Origin of the sequence: Deinococcus sp. AB2017081, from assembly GCF_034440735.1 — a bacterium.
In the GTDB taxonomy this organism is placed as follows: domain Bacteria; phylum Deinococcota; class Deinococci; order Deinococcales; family Deinococcaceae; genus Deinococcus; species Deinococcus rufus.
Map to the genome: position 1 here is coordinate 3,457,033 of NZ_CP140098.1, position 20,095 is coordinate 3,477,127.

24 protein-coding genes and 3 tRNA genes are annotated in these 20,095 nt (G+C 67.6%); 4 read left to right on the forward strand and 23 right to left on the reverse strand.

Going from position 1 to position 20,095, the window contains the following annotated elements; all coding sequences use genetic code 11:
- Positions 1-653 precede the first annotated feature (653 nt).
- The 3 genes from U2P90_RS16835 to U2P90_RS16845 all read right to left on the reverse strand — a co-directional run bounded on the left by U2P90_RS16835 (position 654) and on the right by U2P90_RS16845 (position 2,599).
- Positions 654-729 (reverse strand) — tRNA-Trp (locus tag U2P90_RS16835).
- 82 nt (positions 730-811) lie between these two features.
- Positions 812-1,033: a hypothetical protein gene (locus U2P90_RS16840; RefSeq protein WP_295823328.1), complete on the reverse strand. Its 222-nt coding sequence runs from the start codon at positions 1,031-1,033 to the stop codon at positions 812-814.
- A gap of 42 nt (positions 1,034-1,075) precedes the next feature.
- Positions 1,076-2,599: a DUF512 domain-containing protein gene (locus U2P90_RS16845; protein WP_322473036.1), complete on the reverse strand. Its 1,524-nt coding sequence runs from the start codon at positions 2,597-2,599 to the stop codon at positions 1,076-1,078.
- A gap of 239 nt (positions 2,600-2,838) precedes the next feature.
- On the opposite strand from U2P90_RS16845, the gene U2P90_RS16850 reads away from it, so the two are divergent.
- Positions 2,839-5,331, forward strand: a complete 2,493-nt coding sequence (locus U2P90_RS16850; RefSeq protein WP_322473037.1) for a hypothetical protein — start codon at positions 2,839-2,841, stop codon at positions 5,329-5,331.
- 140 nt (positions 5,332-5,471) lie between these two features.
- On the opposite strand, the gene U2P90_RS16855 is transcribed toward U2P90_RS16850, so the two are convergent.
- The 19 genes from U2P90_RS16855 to U2P90_RS16945 form a co-directional block, all read right to left on the reverse strand.
- Complete coding sequence (locus U2P90_RS16855) at positions 5,472-5,657, reverse strand: type Z 30S ribosomal protein S14 (protein ID WP_022800309.1); 186 nt, start codon at positions 5,655-5,657, stop codon at positions 5,472-5,474.
- A 10-nt stretch (positions 5,658-5,667) separates the two neighbouring features.
- Positions 5,668-6,210 carry a 50S ribosomal protein L5 gene (rplE, locus tag U2P90_RS16860; RefSeq protein ID WP_322473038.1) on the reverse strand — a complete coding sequence of 181 codons (543 nt, stop codon included), beginning with the start codon at positions 6,208-6,210 and terminating at the stop codon, positions 5,668-5,670.
- A 76-nt stretch (positions 6,211-6,286) separates the two neighbouring features.
- Entirely contained in the window at positions 6,287-6,595 is a 309-nt protein-coding gene (rplX, locus tag U2P90_RS16865; protein ID WP_322474715.1) for a 50S ribosomal protein L24, read from the reverse strand.
- A gap of 38 nt (positions 6,596-6,633) precedes the next feature.
- Positions 6,634-7,038 (reverse strand): 50S ribosomal protein L14, encoded by a 405-nt coding sequence (gene rplN, locus U2P90_RS16870; protein ID WP_103312535.1) that lies wholly within the window; start codon positions 7,036-7,038, stop codon positions 6,634-6,636.
- Positions 7,035-7,319 (reverse strand): 30S ribosomal protein S17, encoded by a 285-nt coding sequence (rpsQ, locus tag U2P90_RS16875; RefSeq protein WP_322473039.1) that lies wholly within the window; start codon positions 7,317-7,319, stop codon positions 7,035-7,037. Before rpsQ ends, rplN begins: the two co-directional genes overlap by 4 nt.
- Entirely contained in the window at positions 7,316-7,519 is a 204-nt protein-coding gene (rpmC, locus tag U2P90_RS16880; protein ID WP_322473040.1) for a 50S ribosomal protein L29, read from the reverse strand. Before rpmC ends, rpsQ begins: the two co-directional genes overlap by 4 nt.
- A complete protein-coding gene (rplP, locus tag U2P90_RS16885; RefSeq protein ID WP_322474716.1) occupies positions 7,506-7,931 on the reverse strand; it encodes a 50S ribosomal protein L16 in 426 nt (141 codons plus the stop codon). The genes rpmC and rplP overlap by 14 nt, the downstream gene beginning before the upstream one ends.
- Positions 7,931-8,677 carry a 30S ribosomal protein S3 gene (gene rpsC / locus U2P90_RS16890; RefSeq protein WP_322473041.1) on the reverse strand — a complete coding sequence of 249 codons (747 nt, stop codon included), beginning with the start codon at positions 8,675-8,677 and terminating at the stop codon, positions 7,931-7,933. Before rpsC ends, rplP begins: the two co-directional genes overlap by 1 nt.
- Position 8,678: 1 nt before the next feature.
- Entirely contained in the window at positions 8,679-9,095 is a 417-nt protein-coding gene (gene rplV / locus U2P90_RS16895) for a 50S ribosomal protein L22 (RefSeq protein WP_322473042.1), read from the reverse strand.
- Positions 9,092-9,379 (reverse strand): 30S ribosomal protein S19, encoded by a 288-nt coding sequence (gene rpsS / locus U2P90_RS16900; RefSeq protein ID WP_322473043.1) that lies wholly within the window; start codon positions 9,377-9,379, stop codon positions 9,092-9,094. The genes rplV and rpsS overlap by 4 nt, the downstream gene beginning before the upstream one ends.
- 12 nt (positions 9,380-9,391) lie before the next feature.
- Positions 9,392-10,225 (reverse strand): 50S ribosomal protein L2, encoded by an 834-nt coding sequence (gene rplB, locus U2P90_RS16905; RefSeq protein WP_322473044.1) that lies wholly within the window; start codon positions 10,223-10,225, stop codon positions 9,392-9,394.
- A gap of 13 nt (positions 10,226-10,238) precedes the next feature.
- Entirely contained in the window at positions 10,239-10,526 is a 288-nt protein-coding gene (locus tag U2P90_RS16910; protein ID WP_322473045.1) for a 50S ribosomal protein L23, read from the reverse strand.
- Positions 10,523-11,131, reverse strand: a complete 609-nt coding sequence (rplD, locus tag U2P90_RS16915) for a 50S ribosomal protein L4 (protein ID WP_322473046.1) — start codon at positions 11,129-11,131, stop codon at positions 10,523-10,525. Before rplD ends, U2P90_RS16910 begins: the two co-directional genes overlap by 4 nt.
- Entirely contained in the window at positions 11,131-11,751 is a 621-nt protein-coding gene (gene rplC / locus U2P90_RS16920; protein ID WP_322473047.1) for a 50S ribosomal protein L3, read from the reverse strand. The genes rplD and rplC overlap by 1 nt, the downstream gene beginning before the upstream one ends.
- Positions 11,748-12,071 (reverse strand): 30S ribosomal protein S10, encoded by a 324-nt coding sequence (rpsJ, locus tag U2P90_RS16925; RefSeq protein ID WP_092265343.1) that lies wholly within the window; start codon positions 12,069-12,071, stop codon positions 11,748-11,750. Before rpsJ ends, rplC begins: the two co-directional genes overlap by 4 nt.
- Positions 12,072-12,077: 6 nt before the next feature.
- Positions 12,078-13,295 (reverse strand): elongation factor Tu, encoded by a 1,218-nt coding sequence (tuf, locus tag U2P90_RS16930; RefSeq protein ID WP_322473048.1) that lies wholly within the window; start codon positions 13,293-13,295, stop codon positions 12,078-12,080.
- Between the two features lie 395 nt (positions 13,296-13,690).
- Positions 13,691-15,436 carry an SLC13 family permease gene (locus U2P90_RS16935; RefSeq protein ID WP_322473049.1) on the reverse strand — a complete coding sequence of 582 codons (1,746 nt, stop codon included), beginning with the start codon at positions 15,434-15,436 and terminating at the stop codon, positions 13,691-13,693.
- An 18-nt stretch (positions 15,437-15,454) separates the two neighbouring features.
- A complete protein-coding gene (locus U2P90_RS16940; RefSeq protein WP_380101205.1) occupies positions 15,455-16,561 on the reverse strand; it encodes a [LysW]-lysine hydrolase in 1,107 nt (368 codons plus the stop codon).
- Complete coding sequence (locus tag U2P90_RS16945; RefSeq protein ID WP_322473051.1) at positions 16,554-17,612, reverse strand: hypothetical protein; 1,059 nt, start codon at positions 17,610-17,612, stop codon at positions 16,554-16,556. Before U2P90_RS16945 ends, U2P90_RS16940 begins: the two co-directional genes overlap by 8 nt.
- A 158-nt stretch (positions 17,613-17,770) precedes the next feature.
- Here U2P90_RS16945 and U2P90_RS16950 point away from each other — a divergent pair, with 158 nt between their 5' ends.
- A complete protein-coding gene (locus tag U2P90_RS16950) occupies positions 17,771-18,037 on the forward strand; it encodes a hypothetical protein (RefSeq protein WP_295818780.1) in 267 nt (88 codons plus the stop codon).
- Positions 18,038-18,046: 9 nt separating this feature from the next.
- Here U2P90_RS16950 and U2P90_RS16955 read toward each other — a convergent pair whose 3' ends face one another.
- Positions 18,047-19,546: a YifB family Mg chelatase-like AAA ATPase gene (locus U2P90_RS16955; RefSeq protein ID WP_322474717.1), complete on the reverse strand. Its 1,500-nt coding sequence runs from the start codon at positions 19,544-19,546 to the stop codon at positions 18,047-18,049.
- Between the two features lie 355 nt (positions 19,547-19,901).
- Here U2P90_RS16955 and U2P90_RS16960 point away from each other — a divergent pair.
- A tRNA-Cys gene (locus tag U2P90_RS16960) sits at positions 19,902-19,975 on the forward strand.
- A gap of 28 nt (positions 19,976-20,003) precedes the next feature.
- Positions 20,004-20,078 (forward strand) — tRNA-Val (locus U2P90_RS16965).
- Positions 20,079-20,095: the final 17 nt, after the last annotated feature.

A 20,095-nucleotide genomic window follows, 5' to 3' on the forward strand; every position in this document is an offset into this window, starting at 1 on the left:
CCGACTCTCATACCCTCGTGGGCCCGGCCGACAGCACCGTCTGCTGTGGTGGTGACCCGGCAGGTTCCCACGGTGGACAGGCCGCGTCCGAGGTTCACTGCCGCACCGCCCCGGAACCGGATCTCGCCGAGGGGAAAGACCACGAGGCCCAGGAGCGCTGTGTCACAGCGGTGTTCAGTTCAACTCCGGGGCTGAACGGATGCCCCAGGGCTCCACTTCCAACCGCTGCCTTATCAGGGACTCGCTCCGCTTGTTTCAGAGGGAATATGGGTACCCTCATTCCCTCTGAACTCTGCTGTCAGTCGACCGTCGGCCGGTGGGAATATCCTCAGCACCAGTGTGTCCAGCGCAGACAGGGCAGGGCCACGTGCCTCCCATGTGGCACCGCACGTCGACCAGATGAACGAGCAGACCGGACGAGGTTCGTTTCCTCGCCTCCTGCTCCACCACCCAGCAGGGCGTGTCACCGCTCCCCGCTCGTCATGTGCGTGCGGAGCCGCGCTTGCCGGCATCATCTGCAGGCCGTCTCCTCCGTCGACATGCAGTTCGCATGAACCGGTTGACCGCCGCCACCGCGCTGCTGGAGACTTCGCAGCGACACGAACGCCTCTGACCGGCAGCGACAGGCCCCCGCGCTGGGCGGGGGCTGTCCGTGGCGGGCCCTGCAGGACTTGAACCTACGACCCTCGGTTTTGGAGACCGATGCTCTACCAACTGAGCTAAGGACCCTGGATGCGTGGACGCGTGGCCGCGCCTGAGCCCGTGCAGAGTAGCAGACACCCGGGCGCGCGTGCAACACGCGCCATCTGGCTCAGATGACGCCGCCGCCGAGCATCAGCCGCAGGGCCGCAAGGACGGCCACGACGGCGCTCAGGGTGGTCGCCGTGCGGTCTCTGCTGAGGGCACCGAAGATCAGCCCCAGCAGGGCCGGCGGCAGGACGAAGATCCAGTTCAGCCAGCCGAACAGCGGCAGCAGGCCCAGGAGCAGGCCCAGCGCGGCGAGGATGCCAAAGATCAGGGAGAGGGCTCTCATACCCCGGATTACGCGCCCAGGATGCCTGGAGTTGCCCTGACCCTATGCCTGCCCCCGCATCCCCTGTTCGGCGATCTGCGCCTCAGCGGGTGCATCGCCGGCGTCCTTGACCGCGTGAGCGCTCATCCCCCACTGGTGACCGCTGCTCTGGGCGCCTTGCAGGATCACGCGGGCCAGTTCACCCAGGGTGGCCCCGCCGGCCCGGATGTCCATGCGCAGTTCCCGGCGCAGCTCCTCCAGGCTGGTGTCGTCCAGCATGAGTTCGGTGCCGTAGCGCAGGGTGGTGGGCGGGACGATCAGCAGGTCGGCCTCGCCGGGTTTCACCGCGTGGCGGAAGCAGCGGCCAGTCAGCAGGCCGGCCACGGTCGTGACCTTGCCGAAGGTCTTGTTCTCCACACTGCGCACCTCCAGCGTCAGACCCTGAATGGCCCGCAGGGGCTCCACGGCGCGGTCGAGGGACTCGGCGAACAGCGAGCCGGTGCCCAGGATGACCCTGCGCGGCTCCGGCAGCGCGGCGGGCAGTTCCGGCAGGCCCTCGGTCAGGAAGTCGCGGATCATGCCCACGCCGTTCTCCAGCATGGGGAAACCCTCGTACTCCTCCTCGGTGGGGAGCGGCTCGCCAGCCAGCAGGTACAGCTCGTCGCTGGGGAACACGAACCGCGTGCCGCGCTCGGCGAGGAACTGCTTGCGCCACACGTTCAGGCGGCGCAGCGAGTCCTGGGCCTCCTCCCGCGTGAACGTGCGGACATCCGGCAGGTTGGTGCGGTGCGACGTCAGGCCGATCGGCACGACCGCTGCCGAGATCACGTTCGGGCGGCCCGACAGGTATGCCACCGTCTCGTCGAGGTGGTCGCCGTCGTTGCGCTCCGGCACCAGCACGATCTGGGTGTACAGGTCAATGTCCTCCAGGCGCTCGATCATGCTGCGGATCTGCACGGCCTGGGGGTCTTTCACCTTCAGCCGCCACCACTTCATCATGTCCTGCCGCAGATCCTGGTTGGCCGTGTGCACCGACACGTACAGCGGCGACAGGTTCTCGTCCTGGATCCGCTGGATGTCGGTCTCGGTCAGGTTCGTGAGGGTCACGAAGGAGCCGTACAGGAACGACAGCCGGAAGTCGTCGTCCATGATGTACAGGCTCTTGCGGAAGCCCCGGGGCATCTGGTGCACGTAGCAGAAATCGCACTTGTTCGCGCACTTGCGGATGCCGTCGAACAGGACTTCCTCGAACTCCAGCCCCGGATCTTCCCACTCCACCGCGAAGGTGAAGGTCTCGTCCAGGCTGGGCGGCGTGGGCAGCAGCAGGCGGTGGTGATCCTGCGCAGTGCCCGGCACGCCGGTCATGATCTGGGGAGCGGTGCGCGGCCGGGCGATCTCCAGGGTGGCCGGTCCCTGCGACAGCGCGTGCCGGTACGCCAGCACGTCCGTCACCGGAAGGTCGTTCACCCGCAGCAGCACATCACCGGGCTGCACGCCCGCGCGTTCGGCCGCGCTGCCCGCCTCCACCGATTTGATCGGCGCGGGGTACAGCGTCTCCTGAATGTTCTCGGCGGCCGTCACGGTCATGCACCTCCACAGCGGAGCGCAGTCCTGGCCCCGGTCAAGCACAGCAGCATAGCAGACCGGAGGCGGGTGAGTGTCACGCCGCGCACGCTGCAGCACAGGACATCCACCTCCCGCCACGCTGATGCGGCCGCCACGCCTTCATGAGGCACTGCCGATACGGATTCGCACGCTGCCACGTAGCTGCTCCCCATCACTCCACAAGAAAATTTAAAATCGTGAGTGAAAATGAAGGAGACTTTATGAAGACAGGTATACCGATAAGTCTTGTGGTCTTCACGACTGCATTCCTCAGCGCATGTGGCGGCGACACCACATCACCACCTGACCCCAAACCTATTCCCGTACAGATTTCCGGCACACAGATCACCGGCAAGGTCGGCGGGGAGGCTCTGATTCCGGGAACTGTTCTGCTGGCAACCACCTCCGACCTCAGTGTGACCAACAAAGGCACGCTCAACGCCGCCGGCGCACTGTCTCTTGACCTGAAGGCCACGCCAGAAGCAGAAACGTTATCGACCCTTCTGCCCACTGGTGCGTCTGGATGTACCTACGCGGGCACTGGAGATCACACCCTCCAGATCAGTGCCTGGAGCAGGCTGGCCGTCGTCAGCAGCAAGGGCGACTTCTTAGGAACCGTGCAGGAACGTCGCAACGATCAGACCTTCTCTGTGCCCCATCACATCCTGCGGATCTACAGCAGCGGGACGTCCACGTTCAAGGGCACCGTCTCCTGTTCCGGAAGCCCGCAGCTGTCGCTCAACGTGTCGTTGCGGGCAGGCTGGAACGCCGTAGAATACGTCGATTCCGAGCCGATCGCAGCGCTTCAGGATCTCCCGGCAGCGGCCACAGCCGAACTGATCGGCACGGCCCAGGCACCACAGGTGTCGGCATATCTCGATGCCAACGGAGGCCAGCTCAACTTCACCACCGACACCCTGAGCGTGCGCGCCACTTTCTTTCAGGACGGCGGATTCAGCGGCACCGTTCACCTCAGCACCGACAACGACCTGCTGACCGTCGGGCCATCGACCCTCACACTGCCGGCGCTCTCTGCCCAGAAGGTGAGCCGTGCATCGCAGGGCATCCAGGCCATGGGACTGGGGCAACAGCGGGTGGACGCCACGCTCACCTTCAAACTGATCGGGAACGCCTCCGGTACGGTCAATCTGCTCGTGAAAGACGACCAGGGCCGGGAACTCGACCGGGTACCGCTGTACGTGATCTCCTCGCTTCCCGCGTTCTCGATGTACCTGTACACCTCCCCAGTCACCGTGTTACCGGGCGCCAGCCTTCCTCTGAGCATCAACGTGTCCGGCATGAACGGCTTCAGCGGCAAGGTCGACATCACCGCGCAGAATCCGCCCACCGGCCTGAGCGTGACCCCCGCCAGCGTGAGCGTGAGCCAGGGCTCTGCCAACGGGCAGGTCACGCTGAATGCCGCCGCGTCCCTGGCTCCCGGCACCTACACCGTGACCCTGCTCGGCACGTCCGGCTCGGTTCGTTCTACTACCCCTATTGCGGTGACGGTGCCTGCTCCAACCGTTGCCCTGACCACGGACAGCGCCACGGTCTACGGTGGCGAGCAGACCACGCTGCCCATCACAGTGACGGGCCTGAACAACTTCGCGGGGAGCGTGACCCTTGCAGTGAGCGGTCTGCCTGCCGGCGTCACATCGAGCAGCAAGTCCGTCACACTGACCAAAAACGGAGTCGTCAGCACCACGCTCACCCTGACCGGCGGCACGGCCCTGCTCTCAGGAACATCCGAGGTCACCCTGACTGCCACCGGCCAAGCCATCACGGCCACCCGGCCATTCACACTGGCCACGCGGCCCAAGCGGACATTGCTCGGCAAGTACCGCGTCGTGGGCGTGGGCACTGCGCTTGACGGCGGATTCTGGTACGTCCGGCAGGTCGAGGGTAGTGCCATCTACCCTGTCCTGACCCGTTTCGACGGTACAAAGGCCACCGATGCCGCTACCCTCAAGAACAACAACGGATACATCTATGTGGACGTCCTGCCCATCCCTGGTGGGGGCGTGTGGCTCCCTGGCCTGGGCGGCGGCCCACTGTTCAAATATTCGAGCAGCGCCCTGAGGTACTGGGACGCCGCATTCGGCTGGGACAGTCCGCCCGCCGTGGATGCCCAGGGGCGACTGTGGGCTGTGGTGTTCAAGGACAACATGCACAAGGTCGCCCGCTTTGATGAAACGAGCAGCACCTTCGATGCTGTGACTGATCTCAGCTGGTCATCCTTCTCCAAGCTCCTCGGCAGCAGTCGGGACGGAAGTGTCATGGCCGCCTACGACAGCGACCAAAGCGAAGTGGTAACGGTAAATACGTCCACGCTGGCTGTCAAGAGAACCAGTGCAACAGGATTCTCGTCGATCAGCAAGATCACGGTCGATGACTCCGGCACCCCGTGGATCTACGGTGTGCTCCCGAGTTCCGAACGTGCAGTTGGGAAGGTCGGATCGGACGGCACAGTCGCCATCACTAAACTCCCCGCTTCCTTTGACCACGGCACCCAGGTATTCGCTTTCGACGCCAGCGGCGTCCTGTGGATAGCTGGCGGAGGCTTCGCGGGCACCCTGACACCCTCGACCGGTGCCGTGCGGAGCCTGACCGTCGCCCAGGATGCCTCCCCGTCCTATGCGCTGAACCCCTCAGGCGGCCTGTGGCAGGTCTGGACGGACGGCACTGGCAATACCTATACCAGTCTGTACAAGTAAACGAACACCCGCACAGAGGCCGACTGGATATCCTCCAGTCGGCCTCTTGATGTTCTGGACGTCCTGCCTACGGCCACACGCGCCTACGGCGGCCCAACGAAAAAACCCCCGTCACCGGGGGCTCCTTCTGAATGCTGTGCTTACCAGCTGGCTTTCTTCACGCCGGGCAGTTCGCCCTTGTGCGCCATCTCGCGGATGCAGATGCGGCACATGCCGAAGAAGCGGTAGTAGCCACGGGCGCGGCCACAGCGGCTGCAGCGGTTGTAGTTCTGCACGGCGAACTTGTGTCCGCGTGCGGCTTTCACGACTTTGGAAGTATTCGCCATAAGTTCCTCGTTACTGCTTGCGGAAGGGCAGGCCCATCGCCTGCAGCAGGGCGCGAGCTTCCTCGTCGGTCTTGGCGGTGGTGACGATGGTGACGTCCATGCCGCGCGTCTTGTCGACCATGTCGTAGGTGATCTCCGGGAAGATCAGCTGCTCCTTGATGCCGAGGTTGTAGTTCCCGCGGCCGTCGAAGGCGTTGGGGTTGATCCCACGGAAGTCACGGATGCGGGGCAGGCCGATGTTGATCAGCTTTTCCAGGAACACGTACATGCGCTCGCCGCGCAGCGTGACCTTGATGCCGACCGGCATGCCCTGGCGCAGCTTGAAGTTGGAGATGCTCTTCTTCGCCTTGGTGACGATGGGCTTCTGCAGGGTGATCAGGGCCAGTTCGCGCGAGGCCTTGTCGATGGCCTTGCTGTCTTCCTTGGCGCTGCCCAGACCCTCGTTCACGACGATCTTCTCGATCCGGGGAACGGCCATGACGCTGGAGTAGCCGAACTGCTGCATCAGCGCGGGGCGCACCGTGTCGTTGTACTTCTGTTTGAGCTGTTCCATGATGGGTTCCTTCGAGCGGTCTCCCAGTTTTTCAGAGAGCGCCGCTCAGGCCGACGGTGAGGTCGGCCCGGAGGGGTCAGTCGATGTTCTTGCCGCTGGCAACGGCCACGCGGACTTTCTTGCCGTCCACGATCGTCTTGCGGATGCGGGTGGCCTTGCCGGTCTCGGGGTCGACGATCGACACCTTGCTGGCGTGCAGGGCGAGTTCACGCTGCTCCTGGCCACCCTGGGGGTTGCCGGCCGAGGGCTTGACGTTCTTGGTGACGACGTTCACGCCTTCCACGACGACCTTCTGGTCACGGGGCAGCGCGAGCAGCACCTTGCCGGTCTGGCCCTTGTGCTTACCGCTCAGGACGATGACGGTGTCACCCTTCTTGACGTGCAGCTTGTTGTTGTGGTGGCTTCCGGCGCTGGGGCGGGGCATTACAGCACCTCCGGGGCCAGGGAGATGATCTTCATGAAGCGGCGGTCGCGCAGCTCGCGGGCCACCGGCCCGAAGACGCGCGTGCCACGCGGCTCGCCCTGGTTGTTGATGATGACGGCCGCGTTCTTGTCGAAGCGGATGGTGCTGCCGTCGGCACGCTTGATCGCGTGGCTGGTGCGCACGACGACCGCCTTGACGACGTCGCCGGCCTTGACGGTGCCGCGCGGAGCGGCGTCCTTGACGCTGGCGACGATGATGTCACCGACGTGGGCGTAGCGCTTGTTGCCGCCGCCCCCGGTCGTCAGACCCTTGCCGCCGATGCCGCTGTTGAGCACGCGGATGCACATGATCTCGCGCGCGCCGCTGTTGTCCGCCACGTCCAGGCGGGACTGGGGCATGATCATGCCTGACCCCCTTCGGTGTCCACGGCGGTGGTCTCGATACCACGGGGACGGTCGATCAGCTTGGTGACCTTCCAGGTCTTGGTCTTGCTGATCGGGCGTACCGCGATGATCTCCACGCGGTCACCCACACGGAACTCGTTCTTCTCGTCGTGGGCCGCATACTTGTGGCTGCGGGTCACGACCTTGCCGTACAGCGGGTGAGCGAACTTGCGCTCGACCTTCACGCTGACGGTCTTGTCGGCCTTGTCGCTGACGACGACGCCGGTAAAGGTCTTCTTCATGCCTGCTCTCCCTGCGTGCTCAGCTCGGTGCGGATGGTGTTGAGCTGGGCGACTTCACGGCGGAGCTGCGTCACGCGGTGAGGCTGGGCCAGGTTGCCGGCGGCGGCCTGGAAGCGCAGCTCCATGAGTTCTTTCTTGCGGGCGTCGATTTCGCGGGCGAAGTCTTCCGCCTTCAGCTGACGCATCTCACTGGGCTTCATCGTAGACCTCACGCTTGACCATCTTGGTCTGGATGGGCAGCTTGTGACCGGCCAGACGGAAGGCTTCCTTGGCCTGTTCCTCGGTCACGCCGGACACCTCGAACATCACGCGGCCGGGCTTGACCACGCTGACCCAGTACTCCACGGCACCCTTCCCTTTCCCCATTCGGGTCTCGGCGGGCTTCTTGGTCACGGGCTTGTCGGGGAAGATCCGGATGTAGATCTTGCCGCCGCGGCGGAAGTGACGGCTCATCACGATGCGGCACGCCTCGATCTGGTTGCTCTTGATCCACGCGGGCTCGGTCGCAATCAGGCCGTAGTCGCCGAAGGCCACGTAGTCGCCGCCCTTGGTATCGCCGGTCATGCGGCCGCGGTGCTGCTTACGGAACTTGGAACGCTTCGGAAGAAGCATCATTCACCTCCGGTGCGCCGGCGGGCGGTCGGCCGGCGGCGGTTGGGGCGGTCGCCACCCTCGGGGCGGCGGTCGTCCTGCTTGCGCTGCGGGCGGGCGAAGGTCTCGGTCTTGCCGCCGATGACCTCGCCGTTGAACACCATGACCTTGACGCCCAGGATGCCGTAGGTGGTGCGGGCCAGCGCGGTGCCGTAGTCGATGTCGGCACGCAGGGTGTGCAGGGGCACGCGGCCCTCACGCACGGTCTCGCGGCGGGCCTGCTCGGCCCCGCCCAGGCGACCGGACAGCACGACCTTCACGCCGCGTGCACCGGACTCCATGACGCGCTGCGCGGCCTGCTTCATCGCGCGGCGGAACGCGAAGCGACGCTCGATCTGCTCGGCGATCCGCAGCGCGACCAGCGGCGCACTGATGTTCGGGTTGGGGATCTCGGCGACGTTCACGGCCACCGTGCCAGCGGACACCAGACGCTCGATGTCGCCGCGCAGCTTCTTGATGGAGTCGCCGCCCTTGCCGATCACGATGCCAGGCTTGGCCGCCGAGATGATCACGTTGACCTGCTGGCCAGCGCGCTCGATCTCGATGCGGGCGATGCCGGCGGCGGCCAGCTCCTTGTTGACGAGCTTGCGGATGCGCTCGTCTTCCTTCAGCAGGCCGGCGTACTGCTTCTTGCCGGCGTACCAGCGGCTGTTCCAGCCCCGGGTGATCCCCAGGCGGAAGCCGTTCGGGTTGATCTTGTTGCCCATCTTATTTCCCCCGGCTCGTGGCGCCTTCGCCCACGATGATGGTGATGTGGCTGGTGCGCTTCTTGATGATGTTCGCGCTGCCACGGGCGCGGGGAATCAGACGCTTGAGCGTCGGGCCGGCGTCCACGTAGGCCGCCGTGATGACCAGGCGGTCTTCGAGCATCTCGTCGTTGTGCAGCGCGTTGTGCTTGGCGCTGTTGAGCACCTTCGCGACGGGCTCGCTGGCGGCACGCGGGATGAAGCGCAGCAGATCCTCGGCGTCACGCACGGTCTTGCCACGGATCACGTCGACGACCAGCCGCACCTTGCGCGGGCTGATGCGGACATACTTCGCCACGGCGTAACCGGGACGGCGCAGCTTGACCTGCTGCTTGCGCTGCTTCTTGTTGCGGAAGGTCTGTTCGGCGGGAGCGGTCATTTCTTCTTGCTCCCCTTCGCGGACTTCTCGGAGCCGTGGCCGCGGTAGCTGCGGGTGGGCGAGAATTCACCGAGCTTGTGGCCGATCATCTGCTCGTTCACGAACACCGGCACGTGCTGCTTGCCGTTGTGCACGGCGATGGTGTGGCCGATCATCTCGGGCACGACCGTCGAGCGGCGCGACCAGGTCTTGATGACTCGCTTGGTCTTGGCGTCGTTCTGCGCGTCCACCTTCTTCAGGAGGTGGTCGTCCACGAACGGCCCTTTTTTGAGGCTACGGGGCATGAGCTACCCTCCTTACTTCCCGCCGCGGCGGGTGATGATGAAGCGGTCGGACACCTTGCGCTTCTTGCGGGTCTTGAGGCCCTTGCTGGGCTGACCCCACGGGCTGACGGGCACGCGGCCCGCGCCGGTACGGCCTTCACCACCGCCGTGGGGGTGATCCACGGGGTTCATCGCGCTGCCGCGCTGGTGCGGCTTGTTGCCCAACCAGCGGCTGCGGCCGGCCTTGCCCAGCACGATGTTCTTGTGCTCGGCGTTGCCCACGGTGCCGATGGTCGCATAGCACTCGCTGTGGATGCGGCGCAGTTCGCCGCTGGGCAGACGCAGGATCACGTAGTCGCTCTCCTTGCCCTGCACCTGGATGCTGGTGCCGGCGGAGCGGGCGAGCTGCGCGCCCTTCTGCGGCACGAGTTCCACGGCGTGCACGACCGCACCGACCGGCACGAAGCGCAGCGGCAGGGCGTTGCCCAGCTTGGGCTCGGCCTCGGGGCCAGCGTTGACCATGGCGCCCACGACCAGACCCTCAGGGGCCAGGATGTACCGCTTCTCGCCGTCCACGTAGTGGATCAGGGCGATGCGGGCGCTGCGGTTGGGATCGTACTCGATCGAGGCGACCTTGCCGGGGACGCCCGCCTTGTCACGGCGCTTGAAGTCGATGATGCGGTACAGGCGCTTGTGCCCGCCGCCGATGAAGCGGCTGGTGATGCGGCCACGGTTGTTGCGTCCGCCGGTCTTGGGGAGCGCAGTGGTCAGTGCCTTCTCGGGGCGCTTCTTGGTCAGTCCGCTGAAGTCGGCGGTCGTCATCTGACGGCGCGACGGGGTGTACGGACGGTATTTCTTGACGGCCATGTGCAGTCTCTCCTTAGGCCTGGCCTTCAAGGGCCGCGATGCTCTGACCTTCGGCGAGGCGGACGATGGCCTTCTTGCGGTCATTGCGCTGACCGATGAACTTACCGACGCGCTTGCGCTTGCCGGGCACGTTCATGGTGCTGATCCCGATGACCTTTACGTCGAACGCCTTCTGGATGGCGTCCTTGATGTCGGTCTTGGTGGCCTTGGGGCTCACCCAGAAGGAGTACACGCCGCGTTCCATGCCGGCATACGCCTTCTCGCTGATCACGGGGGCCTGAAGAATGTCGTAGTGGCTCATGCGTCGTCCCCTTCGCCGTCCGCGAGTTCCAGCGCGGCCGCGTCGATGACCAGGCGGTCGTGGCGCAGGATGTCGTACACGTTCACGCCGGCCACCGGCATCACACTGATCCAGCTGACGTTGCGCGCCGCGCGGCGGGCCATCTCGTCATCGGTCGCGAGCAGCACCTTCTCGGTGCCGTCCATGCCGTTCTGGGCGGCCCACGCCAGGAAGCCCTTGGTCTTGCCGTCGAGGTCGAAGCCGTCCACGGCGACCAGTTTGCCCTCACCCTGACGGGCGGCGAGCGCCATGCCCAGACCCAGCTGGCGCACCTGGCGGGGCAGGGTGTATCCGTAGCTGCGGGGCTTGGGGCCGAAGGCCACGCCGCCGCCCACGAAGGTCGGCACCGAGCGGTCGCCGTGACGGGCGTTGCCCGTGCCCTTCTGGGAGTACATCTTCTTGCCACCGCGGCTGACCTGTGCGCGGGTCTTGGTGCTGGCCGTGCCACGGCGACGGCTGGCGAGCTGCCAGGTCACGACGTCGTGCAGGATGTTCTTGTTTACTTCCGGCAGATCCACGTCGATTCTCCGACCGCCGTTCTTACCGATGACGTCAATCTGCGCCATTACCTGCCTCCCTTGGCCGCACCGCGCAGGACGACGAGTCCGCCGTTCGCGCCGGGGATCGCGCCCTTGACGAGGATGATGTTCTCGCCGGCGCGGATCTCCACGACTTCCAGGTTCTGCACGGTGATGCGGGTCATGCCCATGTGTCCGGCCATGCGCTTGCCCTTGTACACGCGGCCGGGCGTCTTGCGCTGGCCGATCGAACCGGGGCGGCGGTGCCACTTCTTGGAACCGTGGCTCGCGGGGCCGCCCTTGAAGTTCCAGCGCTTCATGACGCCCTGGAAGCCCTTGCCCTTGCTGGTGCCGGTCGCGTCGATCTTCTCGCCCTCGGCGAAGATATCCACGCTGACGGTGTCACCGTCCGGGGCGAAGCCACGGAACTCGCGCAGGAAGCGCAGCGGGCTCACGCCAGCCTTCTTGAAGTGCCCGCCGAGCGGCCGGGTGGTGGCCTTCTCGCTCTTGGGGGCGTACCCGATCTGCACGGCCTCGTAACCGTCGGTCTGCGCGGTCTTGCGCTGCACGACGGGGCACGGGCCGGCCAGCACGACGGTCACCGGAATGGCGCGGTCGCCCTTCCAGATCTGGGTCATGCCGATCTTGGTGCCGAGGATGCCTTTCATGCGCGGCCCCCCACGGTCTTGATCTCGATGTCCACACCGGTGGGCAGGTCGAGGGTCATCAGGCTGTCGATCGTCTTCTTGGTGGGGTTCATGATGTCCACCAGACGGTTGTGGGTGCGGATCTCGAAGTGCTCGCGGCTGTCCTTGTCGATGAAGGGCGAGCGCAGCACGCAGAAGCGGCGGATGCGGGTGGGGAGCGGCACGGGGCCGCTCACGTCCGCGCCGGTGCGGCGCACGGTGTCCACGATCTTGCTGGCGGACTGGTCGAGCGCCTTGTGGTCAAAGCCACGCAGTTTGATACGGATCTTGGGGGCAACCATTGTCTATTACTCCAGAACCTTCGCCACGACGCCGGCGCCGACGGTACGGCCGCCCTCGCGGATGGCGAAGCGCAGGCCTTCTTCCATGGCGATCGGCTTGATCAGTTCCACCACGAACGTGATGTTGTCCCCGGGCATCACCATCTCCACGCCCTCGGGCAGTTCCACCACACCCGTCACGTCCGTCGTCCGGAAGTAGAACTGCGGCCGGTACCCGCCGAAGAACGCGCTGTGACGCCCGCCTTCATCCTTGCTCAGCACGTACACGCTCGCCTCGAACTTCGTGTGCGGCTTGATGCTGCCGGGCTTGGCCAGCACCTGACCGCGCTCGACGTCATCGCGCGCCACGCCACGCAGCAGCACGCCGACATTGTCGCCCGCCATGCCGCTGTCCAGCAGCTTGCGGTGCATTTCAATCCCAGTCACCGTGGTCTTGCGCGTGTCGCGCAGCCCCACGATCTCGACTTCGTCCTGCACCTTGACCACGCCACGCTCCACGCGGCCGGTCGCCACGGTGCCACGCCCGGTGATGGTGAACACGTCTTCGACCGGCATCAGGAACTGCTTGTCGGTGTCGCGCTCAGGGGTCGGGATGTACGCGTCCACCGCGTCCAGCAGTTCCCAGATGTGGTCGACCCACTTGTCGGTGCCGCGCTGGGTCTTGGGGTTCTTCTGCAGCGCTTCGAGGGCCTGCAGCGCGCTGCCCTTGACCACCGGCAGGTCGTCACCGGGGAACTCGTACTTGCTGAGCAGTTCGCGGACTTCCATCTCGACGAGCTCGAGCAGTTCTTCGTCGTCGACCATGTCGACCTTGTTCATGAACACGACGATGTACGGCACGCCGACCTGACGGGCCAGCAGGATGTGCTCGCGGGTCTGGGGCATCGGGCCGTCGGCGGAGCTGACGACCAGGATGGCGCCGTCCATCTGCGCGGCACCGGTGATCATGTTCTTGACGTAGTCGGCGTGGCCGGGGCAGTCGACGTGGGAGTAGTGGCGGCCCGGGGTCTGGTATTCGACGTGGGCGGTGTTGATGGTGATGCCGCGGGCCTTTTCTTCCGGGGCCTTGTCGATCTGGTCGTACGCCAGGGTTTCGATGGTCGGGTCGGCGGCGGCGGCCGTGAAGGTGATGGCGGCCGTCAGCGTGGTCTTGCCGTGATCCACGTGGCCAATCGTGCCCACGTTCACGTGGGGCTTCGTGCGCTCGAACGTTCCTTTCGCCATGTTCTCTACTCCCTCCAAGCGGTGGGCTCACATACCAAAACGGCCCTTTGATCGGGTCTCCCCCGCGCATGCCGCAGGGTTCCGGTGGCCGTGATGCTGCTCTGCCCACATTGGGTTGATTCTCGCCAGGGCGGTGTCCCACCATGCTGGCACGCTGCGCCGGAACTGTCTTGCCGGGGAACCCCCCGGACGGTGAAGCTCACGACGCACCGACTAATGAGGGTACAGGATTTGGCCTGCTCCCGCAAGCCGTGAACCCCCTGCCTTCACGACGACCACATGGTCAACGGGTGGACGGCGCAGCGCTCCCGCCTGCACATTCCCGACTGCTCAGGCTGGGATGTCCGGTCATTCCGGACGTGCCAGCTCTTGGAGCCGCCGATGGGCATGACAGTTCAGAACGGCCAGATGCGGGGGATCACCAGCATGGACACGACAAAGGTCACGAGGGTGAGCCCGGCCCCCACGCGCACGAAATCCATGAAGGTGTACCGTCCCGGCCCGTAGACCAGCATGCAGGAGGGTTCCAGCGGGGTAATGAAGGAGTTGCTGGCGGCCACGGTGATCCCGATCACGAAGGGGCGAGGGTCGTAGCCCAGGGCAGTGGCGGTGCCGATCGCCAGGGGGAGCATGACCAGCGCCGCCGCCTGGTTGCTCATGGGCTGGGTCAGGGCCACCGTCACCACGAACAGCGCCCCCAGCAGGCCGTATGGCCCCAGCGGCTCGAGGACGCCAGACAGCCCCTCGGTCAGCACCCGCGCCGCGCCGCTGCTCTCGAAGGCCCCGCCGAAGGCAAGCATGCACGCGACCAGCACGATCACCGGCCACTCCACCGAGCGGTACGCCTCCTCGGGCGGGATCAGCCGCAGGGCGAGGCTCAGGGCCACGGCGACCAGCACCGCGACGGCGAGCGGCACCACGCCCGCACCGCCCAGCACGACCGCACCGCCGAACAGCAGCAGGGCCAGCGGCGCGCGTCGCAGATCCCGCTGGTGTTCGGTCAGGTCGCCCAGCACCACCAGATGGTCGCCCAGCGCGTCCAGTCGCGCCGCCCCGCCCTGGACGAGCAGCACGTCCCCGATCTGGATCCGCAGGCGGCCCAGGCGCTCGATGTGCTGCTGCCGGCGGTGCAGGGCCAGCACGGACGCGCCGTAGCGCTCCCGGAACCGCGCCTCCCGCAGGGTGCGGCCCAGCAGCGGCGAGCCGGGCATCACGACGGCCTCGACCAGCCGCACGTCGCCGTCGGCGGCACCGGGCTGAAGCTTCTGCTCGCTGCGGCTGACGACGCCCAGGGTGCTCTTACCCGCCAGGATGCGCTCCGTGGAACCCTCGACGGCCAGGGTGTCGCCCTCCTGCAGCCGAAAGGGCGCACCGGGGGCATAGATCGTCTCGCCGCCGCGCCGCACCGCGACCACCGTGAGGCCGTGGTCGCGGCCCAGGCCAGACTCCAGCAGGGTCAGCCCGGCCAGGGGGCTGCCCGGCGCGACAGTGAGGTCGGCCAGATACGCCCGCAGCGACTCCTCCAGCGCACCCTCTCCTGCCGGCAGCAGCCGGGGCGCGATGAAGAACAGGTACAGCAGTCCCACCAGCGCCGTCGGCACGCCCACCCACGCCAGCTCGAAGAAGTCCAGTGGGCCCTGCCCGGCGGCGGGCAGGGCACCCGACACGACGATGTTGGTACTCGTCCCGATGATCGTGATCGTGCCACCCAGGATGCTCGCGAAGGCCAGCGGCATCAGGGCGCGGCTGGCCGGAATGCCTGCCCGGCGGGCCAGCCCGGACACGACCGGCAGGAACACGGCCGTGGTGGCGGTGTTGCTGGTGAACGCGCTCACGCCGGCGACCGTGCCCAGCATGGCCCGCAGCATGGTGGTGGCGTTCCGGGCCCGCCGGGCCAGGGTGGTGCCCACCCACTCGATCACGCCAGCCCGCAGCAGCACCCGCGTCAGGATGAACAGCCCGGCCAGGGTGATCACGGTGTCGCTCCCAAAACCCGCGAAGGCCTGCCGGGGCGTGATCAGGCCACTCACCAGCAGCGCCGAGAGCAGCCCCAGCGCCGTGACATCGACCGGCAGCCACTCGGTCGCGAACAGCACCAACGCGGCCACGAACAGGATCAGGATCAGGGTGACGGGATCCATGACGGTCTAGGGTTCAGCTCAGGACGCGCTGGCCAAACGGGTCAGGGCGGCCGTGAGCACCGCGACAGCCCGGTCGTACTCGGCCAGGTCGATGCGCTCGTCGGGCGTGTGATCCAGGGCGCTGTCGCCCGGCCCGTAGGCCACGGTCGGCACCGGCCACAGCTCCGCGACGACATTCATATCGCTGGTGCCGGTCTTGACCTTGAACACCGGCGTGCCGCCCTGCGCACGGATCGCCACGCGCAGGGCACGGGTCAGGACGTTGTCCTTGGGGTGGCGCACCGCCGACTCGTGGCCGGTGAAGGTCACCTGCACCTCCGGCAGATCGTGCAGCAGCTCCAGCACGGTGTCCTCGGCCTCCTGCGGGGGAATGCGGGGCGGCAGGCGCAGGCCGAAGGTGCCGGTGGCCCGCTGCGTCACGCCGTCGTTCACGCTGTTCAGATCCTGCACCGTGGCCTGCACGGCGTCGAAGATGCCGCCGCCCTCGGCGGTGCGCGCCGCCCACGCCCGCACGCGGAACCACGCCTCGGTCAGGTCGTCGGCCGCGCTCTGGCCCTCGCCGGCCGTGTGGAAGTTGCCCCGGGTCACGGTCACGCGCGCCACCAGCCGACCCTTGTAGCCCAGGGTGAGGCCCTCCCAGCCGCTGGGCTCACCGATCAGCACGATGTCCGGGTTCAGGGAGTGCATGACGTGCCGCGCTCCCCGGCTGCTGGGGGCCTCCTCCTCGGTCGCGCCGATCACCACGAAGCGGGCCGCCGCCAGCGCGGATTCGGGCAGGGCCGCCACCGCCGCCATGAACGTGCACAGCGATCCCTTGGCGTCCACGCTGCCGCGACCGTGCAGCACGCCGTCCTCGATGCGCACCGGGATCTCGCCCGGCACGGTGTCCATGTGGCCCAGCAGCGCCACGGTCAGCGGTCCGCTGCCCCGCTCCCCGACGGCGTTCCCAGCACTGTCGACATGGGCACGGAACCCGCGCTGCGCCATCCAGCCGCTGAGAAAGGCGGCGACCTCCTGTTCCTGTCCGGAGAGCGAGGGAATGGCGACCGCCTGGCGGAGCAACTCGCGGGCCTCGCTGATTGAGGTGGTGTCAGAAAGCACGGTCTCCACAGGCACATCAGGCATCGCGGCCGTCGTCACGGCGCTGGGCCGTCTGCCGCGCCCCCAGCGCGAGCAGCCGCGCCACGTCGGCCAGCGCCAGCAGCGCGATGGTGCCTACACCGCCCGACAGCAGAGTCCACAGGCCGTCGAGCCGCGCTCCGTTCAGGTACTGCACGGCGGCCAGGGCCAGCGCCGCCACGAACAGCACGCCGCCCAGGAACCGCAGGCGGCCAGTCAGCGCGTCCACCACCTCGGCCTGACGGAGCAGGGCCTCCAGCGGCGACGCGGGCGGGGCGGCCGGGGTCACGGGGGCCGGTGTCGCGGCCGGGGCCGGGGTAATGGCAGCCGGGCTGGTGGCCTCCGGGCGGGCGACAGCAGGACTGGTCGGGGCCGGGCTGGGGGGCACCGGCCGGGCCGTGGCCGGCGGCGCGGCGGCGCGAACCGGCTCGGCCACCCGCTCCGGCATCCGTGCGGGCTCAGGCTGCGGGGCCGGTGTGCGGGCCGCGCTGGGCGTGAACGCCGACGACGAGATCACGACCGGGCGGGCCGGCTCTGGGGCGCGGGGCGGCGTGGGCGCGGTGGGCTCGCGGCGCGGTGCCTGCGGGGGGGTGGCCGTGGCCGCTGGCGCGGCATTCACGGCCGCCGGGGCGGGTGCGGTCTCGGGCGCTGGCGCACGCGGCGCCGGAGCCGGTTCCGGAGTCGGTGGGACCGGCGCGAAGGTCTTGAGGCCACCGGCCGTCGGCAGCGGCGAGGTCGGCTGCTCCTTGGCCCGCGCCGTCGTGTCGCGCACCTGCACGAAGAAGGCCTGCACCTGCGTCACGTCGAAGCCCAGCAGGGTGGCAGTCAGGGCGGTACCTGCCGGGGTCTCGACCCGCAGCACGCCCTGCTCGTCGCTGTGGATGCGCGTCAGGTCGCGCAGGGTCACGCGGCGCGTTCCCCCGCCGTCCTGGTAGACCAGCGTCTGCGGCGTCAGGACGAACAGCGCGTCCTCCCGTTCCAGCACGCTGACCGGCGTCTCGTCCATTCCGATGGTTCTCAGGACATCCTGCGCCCGTCCACCTGTTCGCTCCGTCATGTCACTCCCTTCCCACGGTCTGTGCCGTCCGTCCGTTCCGGACTGGGTTCAGCATACCGACTTGCCATGAGGAGCCGCCGCCCGGTGGCGCGGTGCGGTAAAGAGGCCTGCATGCCCCCCTCACCCGCGCTGCAGGGCCCGCCCGCCACACTGCTCGCATGACTGACAACTCGAACCGCTACGGCAGCGAACCCCTGGGCAAGAGCGTCGAGGAGATCGAACAGGAGTCCGGCAACCGTGTGAATTCGCCCCTGGAGGGCGAGGCCGTGCGCGACCGGGAAGACCAGACGCTGGTCGTCCCCGCCGTCGTGAACGGCAACACGTCCGGCGTACCCGGCGTGCTGAACCCCGGCGGGCTGGTTGAACGCGGCTCCGGGGCCGACGACGGCACCACCCGCGAGCGGCGCGACGCCAGCGAGGAATGACGGCACGCCTCAGCTCAGCTCCCGCGGCCGGTAGCCCACGGCCTCGGCCAGGTGAGCTTCGGTGATGGTGTCGGCGCCGGACAGGTCAGCCACCGTCCGCGCCACCCGGATCACCCGGTCAAATCCCCGGCCCGTCAGTCCAAGCTGACGGGCCGCCGCTCTGATGAAGGCTTCCGGCCCAGCCGTCAGGGGGGCGTGCTGCCGCAGCGCCTGCCCTGCCAGATCGGAATTGCGCATGCCCTGACGTTCCAGCATGCGCGTGCGGGCCTGCGTGATGCGTGCCCGCACGGGGCCAGACGCCTCGGGTTCGGGGGCGCGGGTCAGTTCCTCGACCGTGAGCCGGGGCACCCTGACCACCACATCGACCCGGTCAAGCAGCGGGCCACTGAGTCTGGAGGCGTAGCGCAGCCGCTCGGACGGCGTACACGCACAGGCTTTTTCCGGGTCGCCATGATGCCCACAGGGACAGGGGTTCATGGCCGCGATCAGCTGGAACCGCGCCGGGTATTGCACGGTGGCCCGTGCCCGGCTGATCGTCACCGCGCCGTCCTCCAATGGTTGGCGAAGGGTCTCCAGCGCCTTGCGGCTGAATTCCGGGAACTCGTCCATGAACAGCACGCCCCGGTGCGCCAGACTGACCTCGCCGGGGCGGGGCACGCTGCCGCCCCCGATCAGCCCCGCGTCCGAGACGGTGTGGTGGGGGGCGCGGTACGGTGCGTCCAGGTTCAGGCCACCCCGCGCCGCGAGCACGCCGGCCGCCGAGTGGATGCGCGTGACTTCCAGCGCCTCCGACCGGGACAGGGGGGGCAGCAGCCCAGGGGCACGGCGGGCCAGCATGGTCTTGCCGCTGCCCGGAGACCCCACCAGCAGCAGGTTGTGGCCGCCGGCCAGCGACACCTCCAGCGCCCGGCGGGCCGCTGCCTGCCCCTTGAGATCGGCCAGATCCAGAAACGCGCCGGGATCGTGCTCGGGCACCGGGGCCTCGGTGGCCTCCAGCGGAGCCTGCCCCGACAGGTGCCGCACCGCGTCCAGGAGCGTGGCGGCTCCATAGACCGTGACGCCGTCGATCAACGCGGCCTCGGGGGCATTGCCCGATGGCAGCAGCGCAGGCAGTGCCAGCGTGGAGGCCAGCAGCGCGAGGTTCACCGCCCCGGCGATGGGCCGCAGGCTGCCGTCCAGCGCGAGCTCCCCGGCCACGAGCACGCCGTCCAGCGCCCGCGCGGGCAGGAGCCCCTGCGCCGCGAGCACGCCCAGCGCGATCGGCAGGTCATACAGCGGCCCTTCCTTGCGCAGATCTGCCGGAGCGAGGTTCACGGTGATCCGAGCCGCCGGAAACGGCAGCTGCGCATTGCGGATGGCTGCCCGGACACGCTCCCGCGCCTCGCTGACCGCCTGATCCGGAAGGCCGACCACGGTGAAGGCGGGCAACCCCTGAGAGACGTCCACCTCGACCTCGACCGGGACGGCATCGACGCCGATCAGGGCCACGCTGCGGGCACGCGCCAGCATCAGCGGCACGTCCAAGAGGGTGCAACAATCACAAAGTCAGCGTACCAGAGCCGGCACAGGACACCGGGAACATGTGACCATCCGGTCAGCCCACTGGCCCGAACCGTCCAGCGCCGCTCCCGTCCCGGCCGTGAACATGGAGAGAACCGGGGTCTGACACGCTGGCACCGTCGCCGCGCGGTTCTGAGACGGTGTGGGGCCCGCCACCGCCATGGGAACGGCGCCGATGCTTCCCGTACCGCCCCCTGCGAACCCCCGTTTACACTCCGCAGAGGCCGTGCTAACATGCCACGCGCTGGAGAGGAAAGGCCGAAGCGCCCCGCCCGCAAGGGACAGCACAAGCCGGAACAACAGCGGCGCTGTAGCCAAGTGGTAAGGCAGAGGTCTGCAAAACCTCCACCACCGGTTCGAGTCCGGTCAGCGCCTCCAAACCTTCGCGTGTACGCCACACCCGCATAGACTCGTAGCTCAGGGGTAGAGCACTACATTGACACTGTAGGGGTCAGGAGTTCAAATCTCCTCGAGTCTACCAACCAGAACCTCCGCTCC

Excerpts from the sequence above, each read along its gene's own strand:
- U2P90_RS16840 (WP_295823328.1), bottom strand. The coding sequence starts at position 1,033 with ATGAGAGCCCTCTCCCTGATCTTTGGCATCCTCGCCGCGCTGGGCCTG.
- U2P90_RS16845 (WP_322473036.1), bottom strand. The coding sequence starts at position 2,599 with ATGACCGTGACGGCCGCCGAGAACATTCAGGAGACGCTGTACCCCGCG.
- U2P90_RS16850 (WP_322473037.1), top strand. The coding sequence starts at position 2,839 with ATGAAGACAGGTATACCGATAAGTCTTGTGGTCTTCACGACTGCATTC.
- U2P90_RS16855 (WP_022800309.1), bottom strand. The coding sequence starts at position 5,657 with ATGGCGAATACTTCCAAAGTCGTGAAAGCCGCACGCGGACACAAGTTC.
- rplE (WP_322473038.1), bottom strand. The coding sequence starts at position 6,210 with ATGGAACAGCTCAAACAGAAGTACAACGACACGGTGCGCCCCGCGCTG.
- rplN (WP_103312535.1), bottom strand. The coding sequence starts at position 7,038 with ATGATCATGCCCCAGTCCCGCCTGGACGTGGCGGACAACAGCGGCGCG.
- rpsQ (WP_322473039.1), bottom strand. The coding sequence starts at position 7,319 with ATGAAGAAGACCTTTACCGGCGTCGTCGTCAGCGACAAGGCCGACAAG.
- rpmC (WP_322473040.1), bottom strand. The coding sequence starts at position 7,519 with ATGAAGCCCAGTGAGATGCGTCAGCTGAAGGCGGAAGACTTCGCCCGC.
- rplP (WP_322474716.1), bottom strand. The coding sequence starts at position 7,931 with ATGCTTCTTCCGAAGCGTTCCAAGTTCCGTAAGCAGCACCGCGGCCGC.
- rpsC (WP_322473041.1), bottom strand. The coding sequence starts at position 8,677 with ATGGGCAACAAGATCAACCCGAACGGCTTCCGCCTGGGGATCACCCGG.
- rplV (WP_322473042.1), bottom strand. The coding sequence starts at position 9,095 with ATGACCGCTCCCGCCGAACAGACCTTCCGCAACAAGAAGCAGCGCAAG.
- rpsS (WP_322473043.1), bottom strand. The coding sequence starts at position 9,379 with ATGCCCCGTAGCCTCAAAAAAGGGCCGTTCGTGGACGACCACCTCCTG.
- rplB (WP_322473044.1), bottom strand. The coding sequence starts at position 10,225 with ATGGCCGTCAAGAAATACCGTCCGTACACCCCGTCGCGCCGTCAGATG.
- U2P90_RS16910 (WP_322473045.1), bottom strand. The coding sequence starts at position 10,526 with ATGAGCCACTACGACATTCTTCAGGCCCCCGTGATCAGCGAGAAGGCG.
- rplD (WP_322473046.1), bottom strand. The coding sequence starts at position 11,131 with ATGGCGCAGATTGACGTCATCGGTAAGAACGGCGGTCGGAGAATCGAC.
- rplC (WP_322473047.1), bottom strand. The coding sequence starts at position 11,751 with ATGAAAGGCATCCTCGGCACCAAGATCGGCATGACCCAGATCTGGAAG.
- rpsJ (WP_092265343.1), bottom strand. The coding sequence starts at position 12,071 with ATGGTTGCCCCCAAGATCCGTATCAAACTGCGTGGCTTTGACCACAAG.
- tuf (WP_322473048.1), bottom strand. The coding sequence starts at position 13,295 with ATGGCGAAAGGAACGTTCGAGCGCACGAAGCCCCACGTGAACGTGGGC.
- U2P90_RS16935 (WP_322473049.1), bottom strand. The coding sequence starts at position 15,436 with ATGGATCCCGTCACCCTGATCCTGATCCTGTTCGTGGCCGCGTTGGTG.
- U2P90_RS16940 (WP_380101205.1), bottom strand. The coding sequence starts at position 16,561 with ATGCCTGATGTGCCTGTGGAGACCGTGCTTTCTGACACCACCTCAATC.
- U2P90_RS16945 (WP_322473051.1), bottom strand. The coding sequence starts at position 17,612 with ATGACGGAGCGAACAGGTGGACGGGCGCAGGATGTCCTGAGAACCATC.
- U2P90_RS16950 (WP_295818780.1), top strand. The coding sequence starts at position 17,771 with ATGACTGACAACTCGAACCGCTACGGCAGCGAACCCCTGGGCAAGAGC.
- U2P90_RS16955 (WP_322474717.1), bottom strand. The coding sequence starts at position 19,546 with ATGCTGGCGCGTGCCCGCAGCGTGGCCCTGATCGGCGTCGATGCCGTC.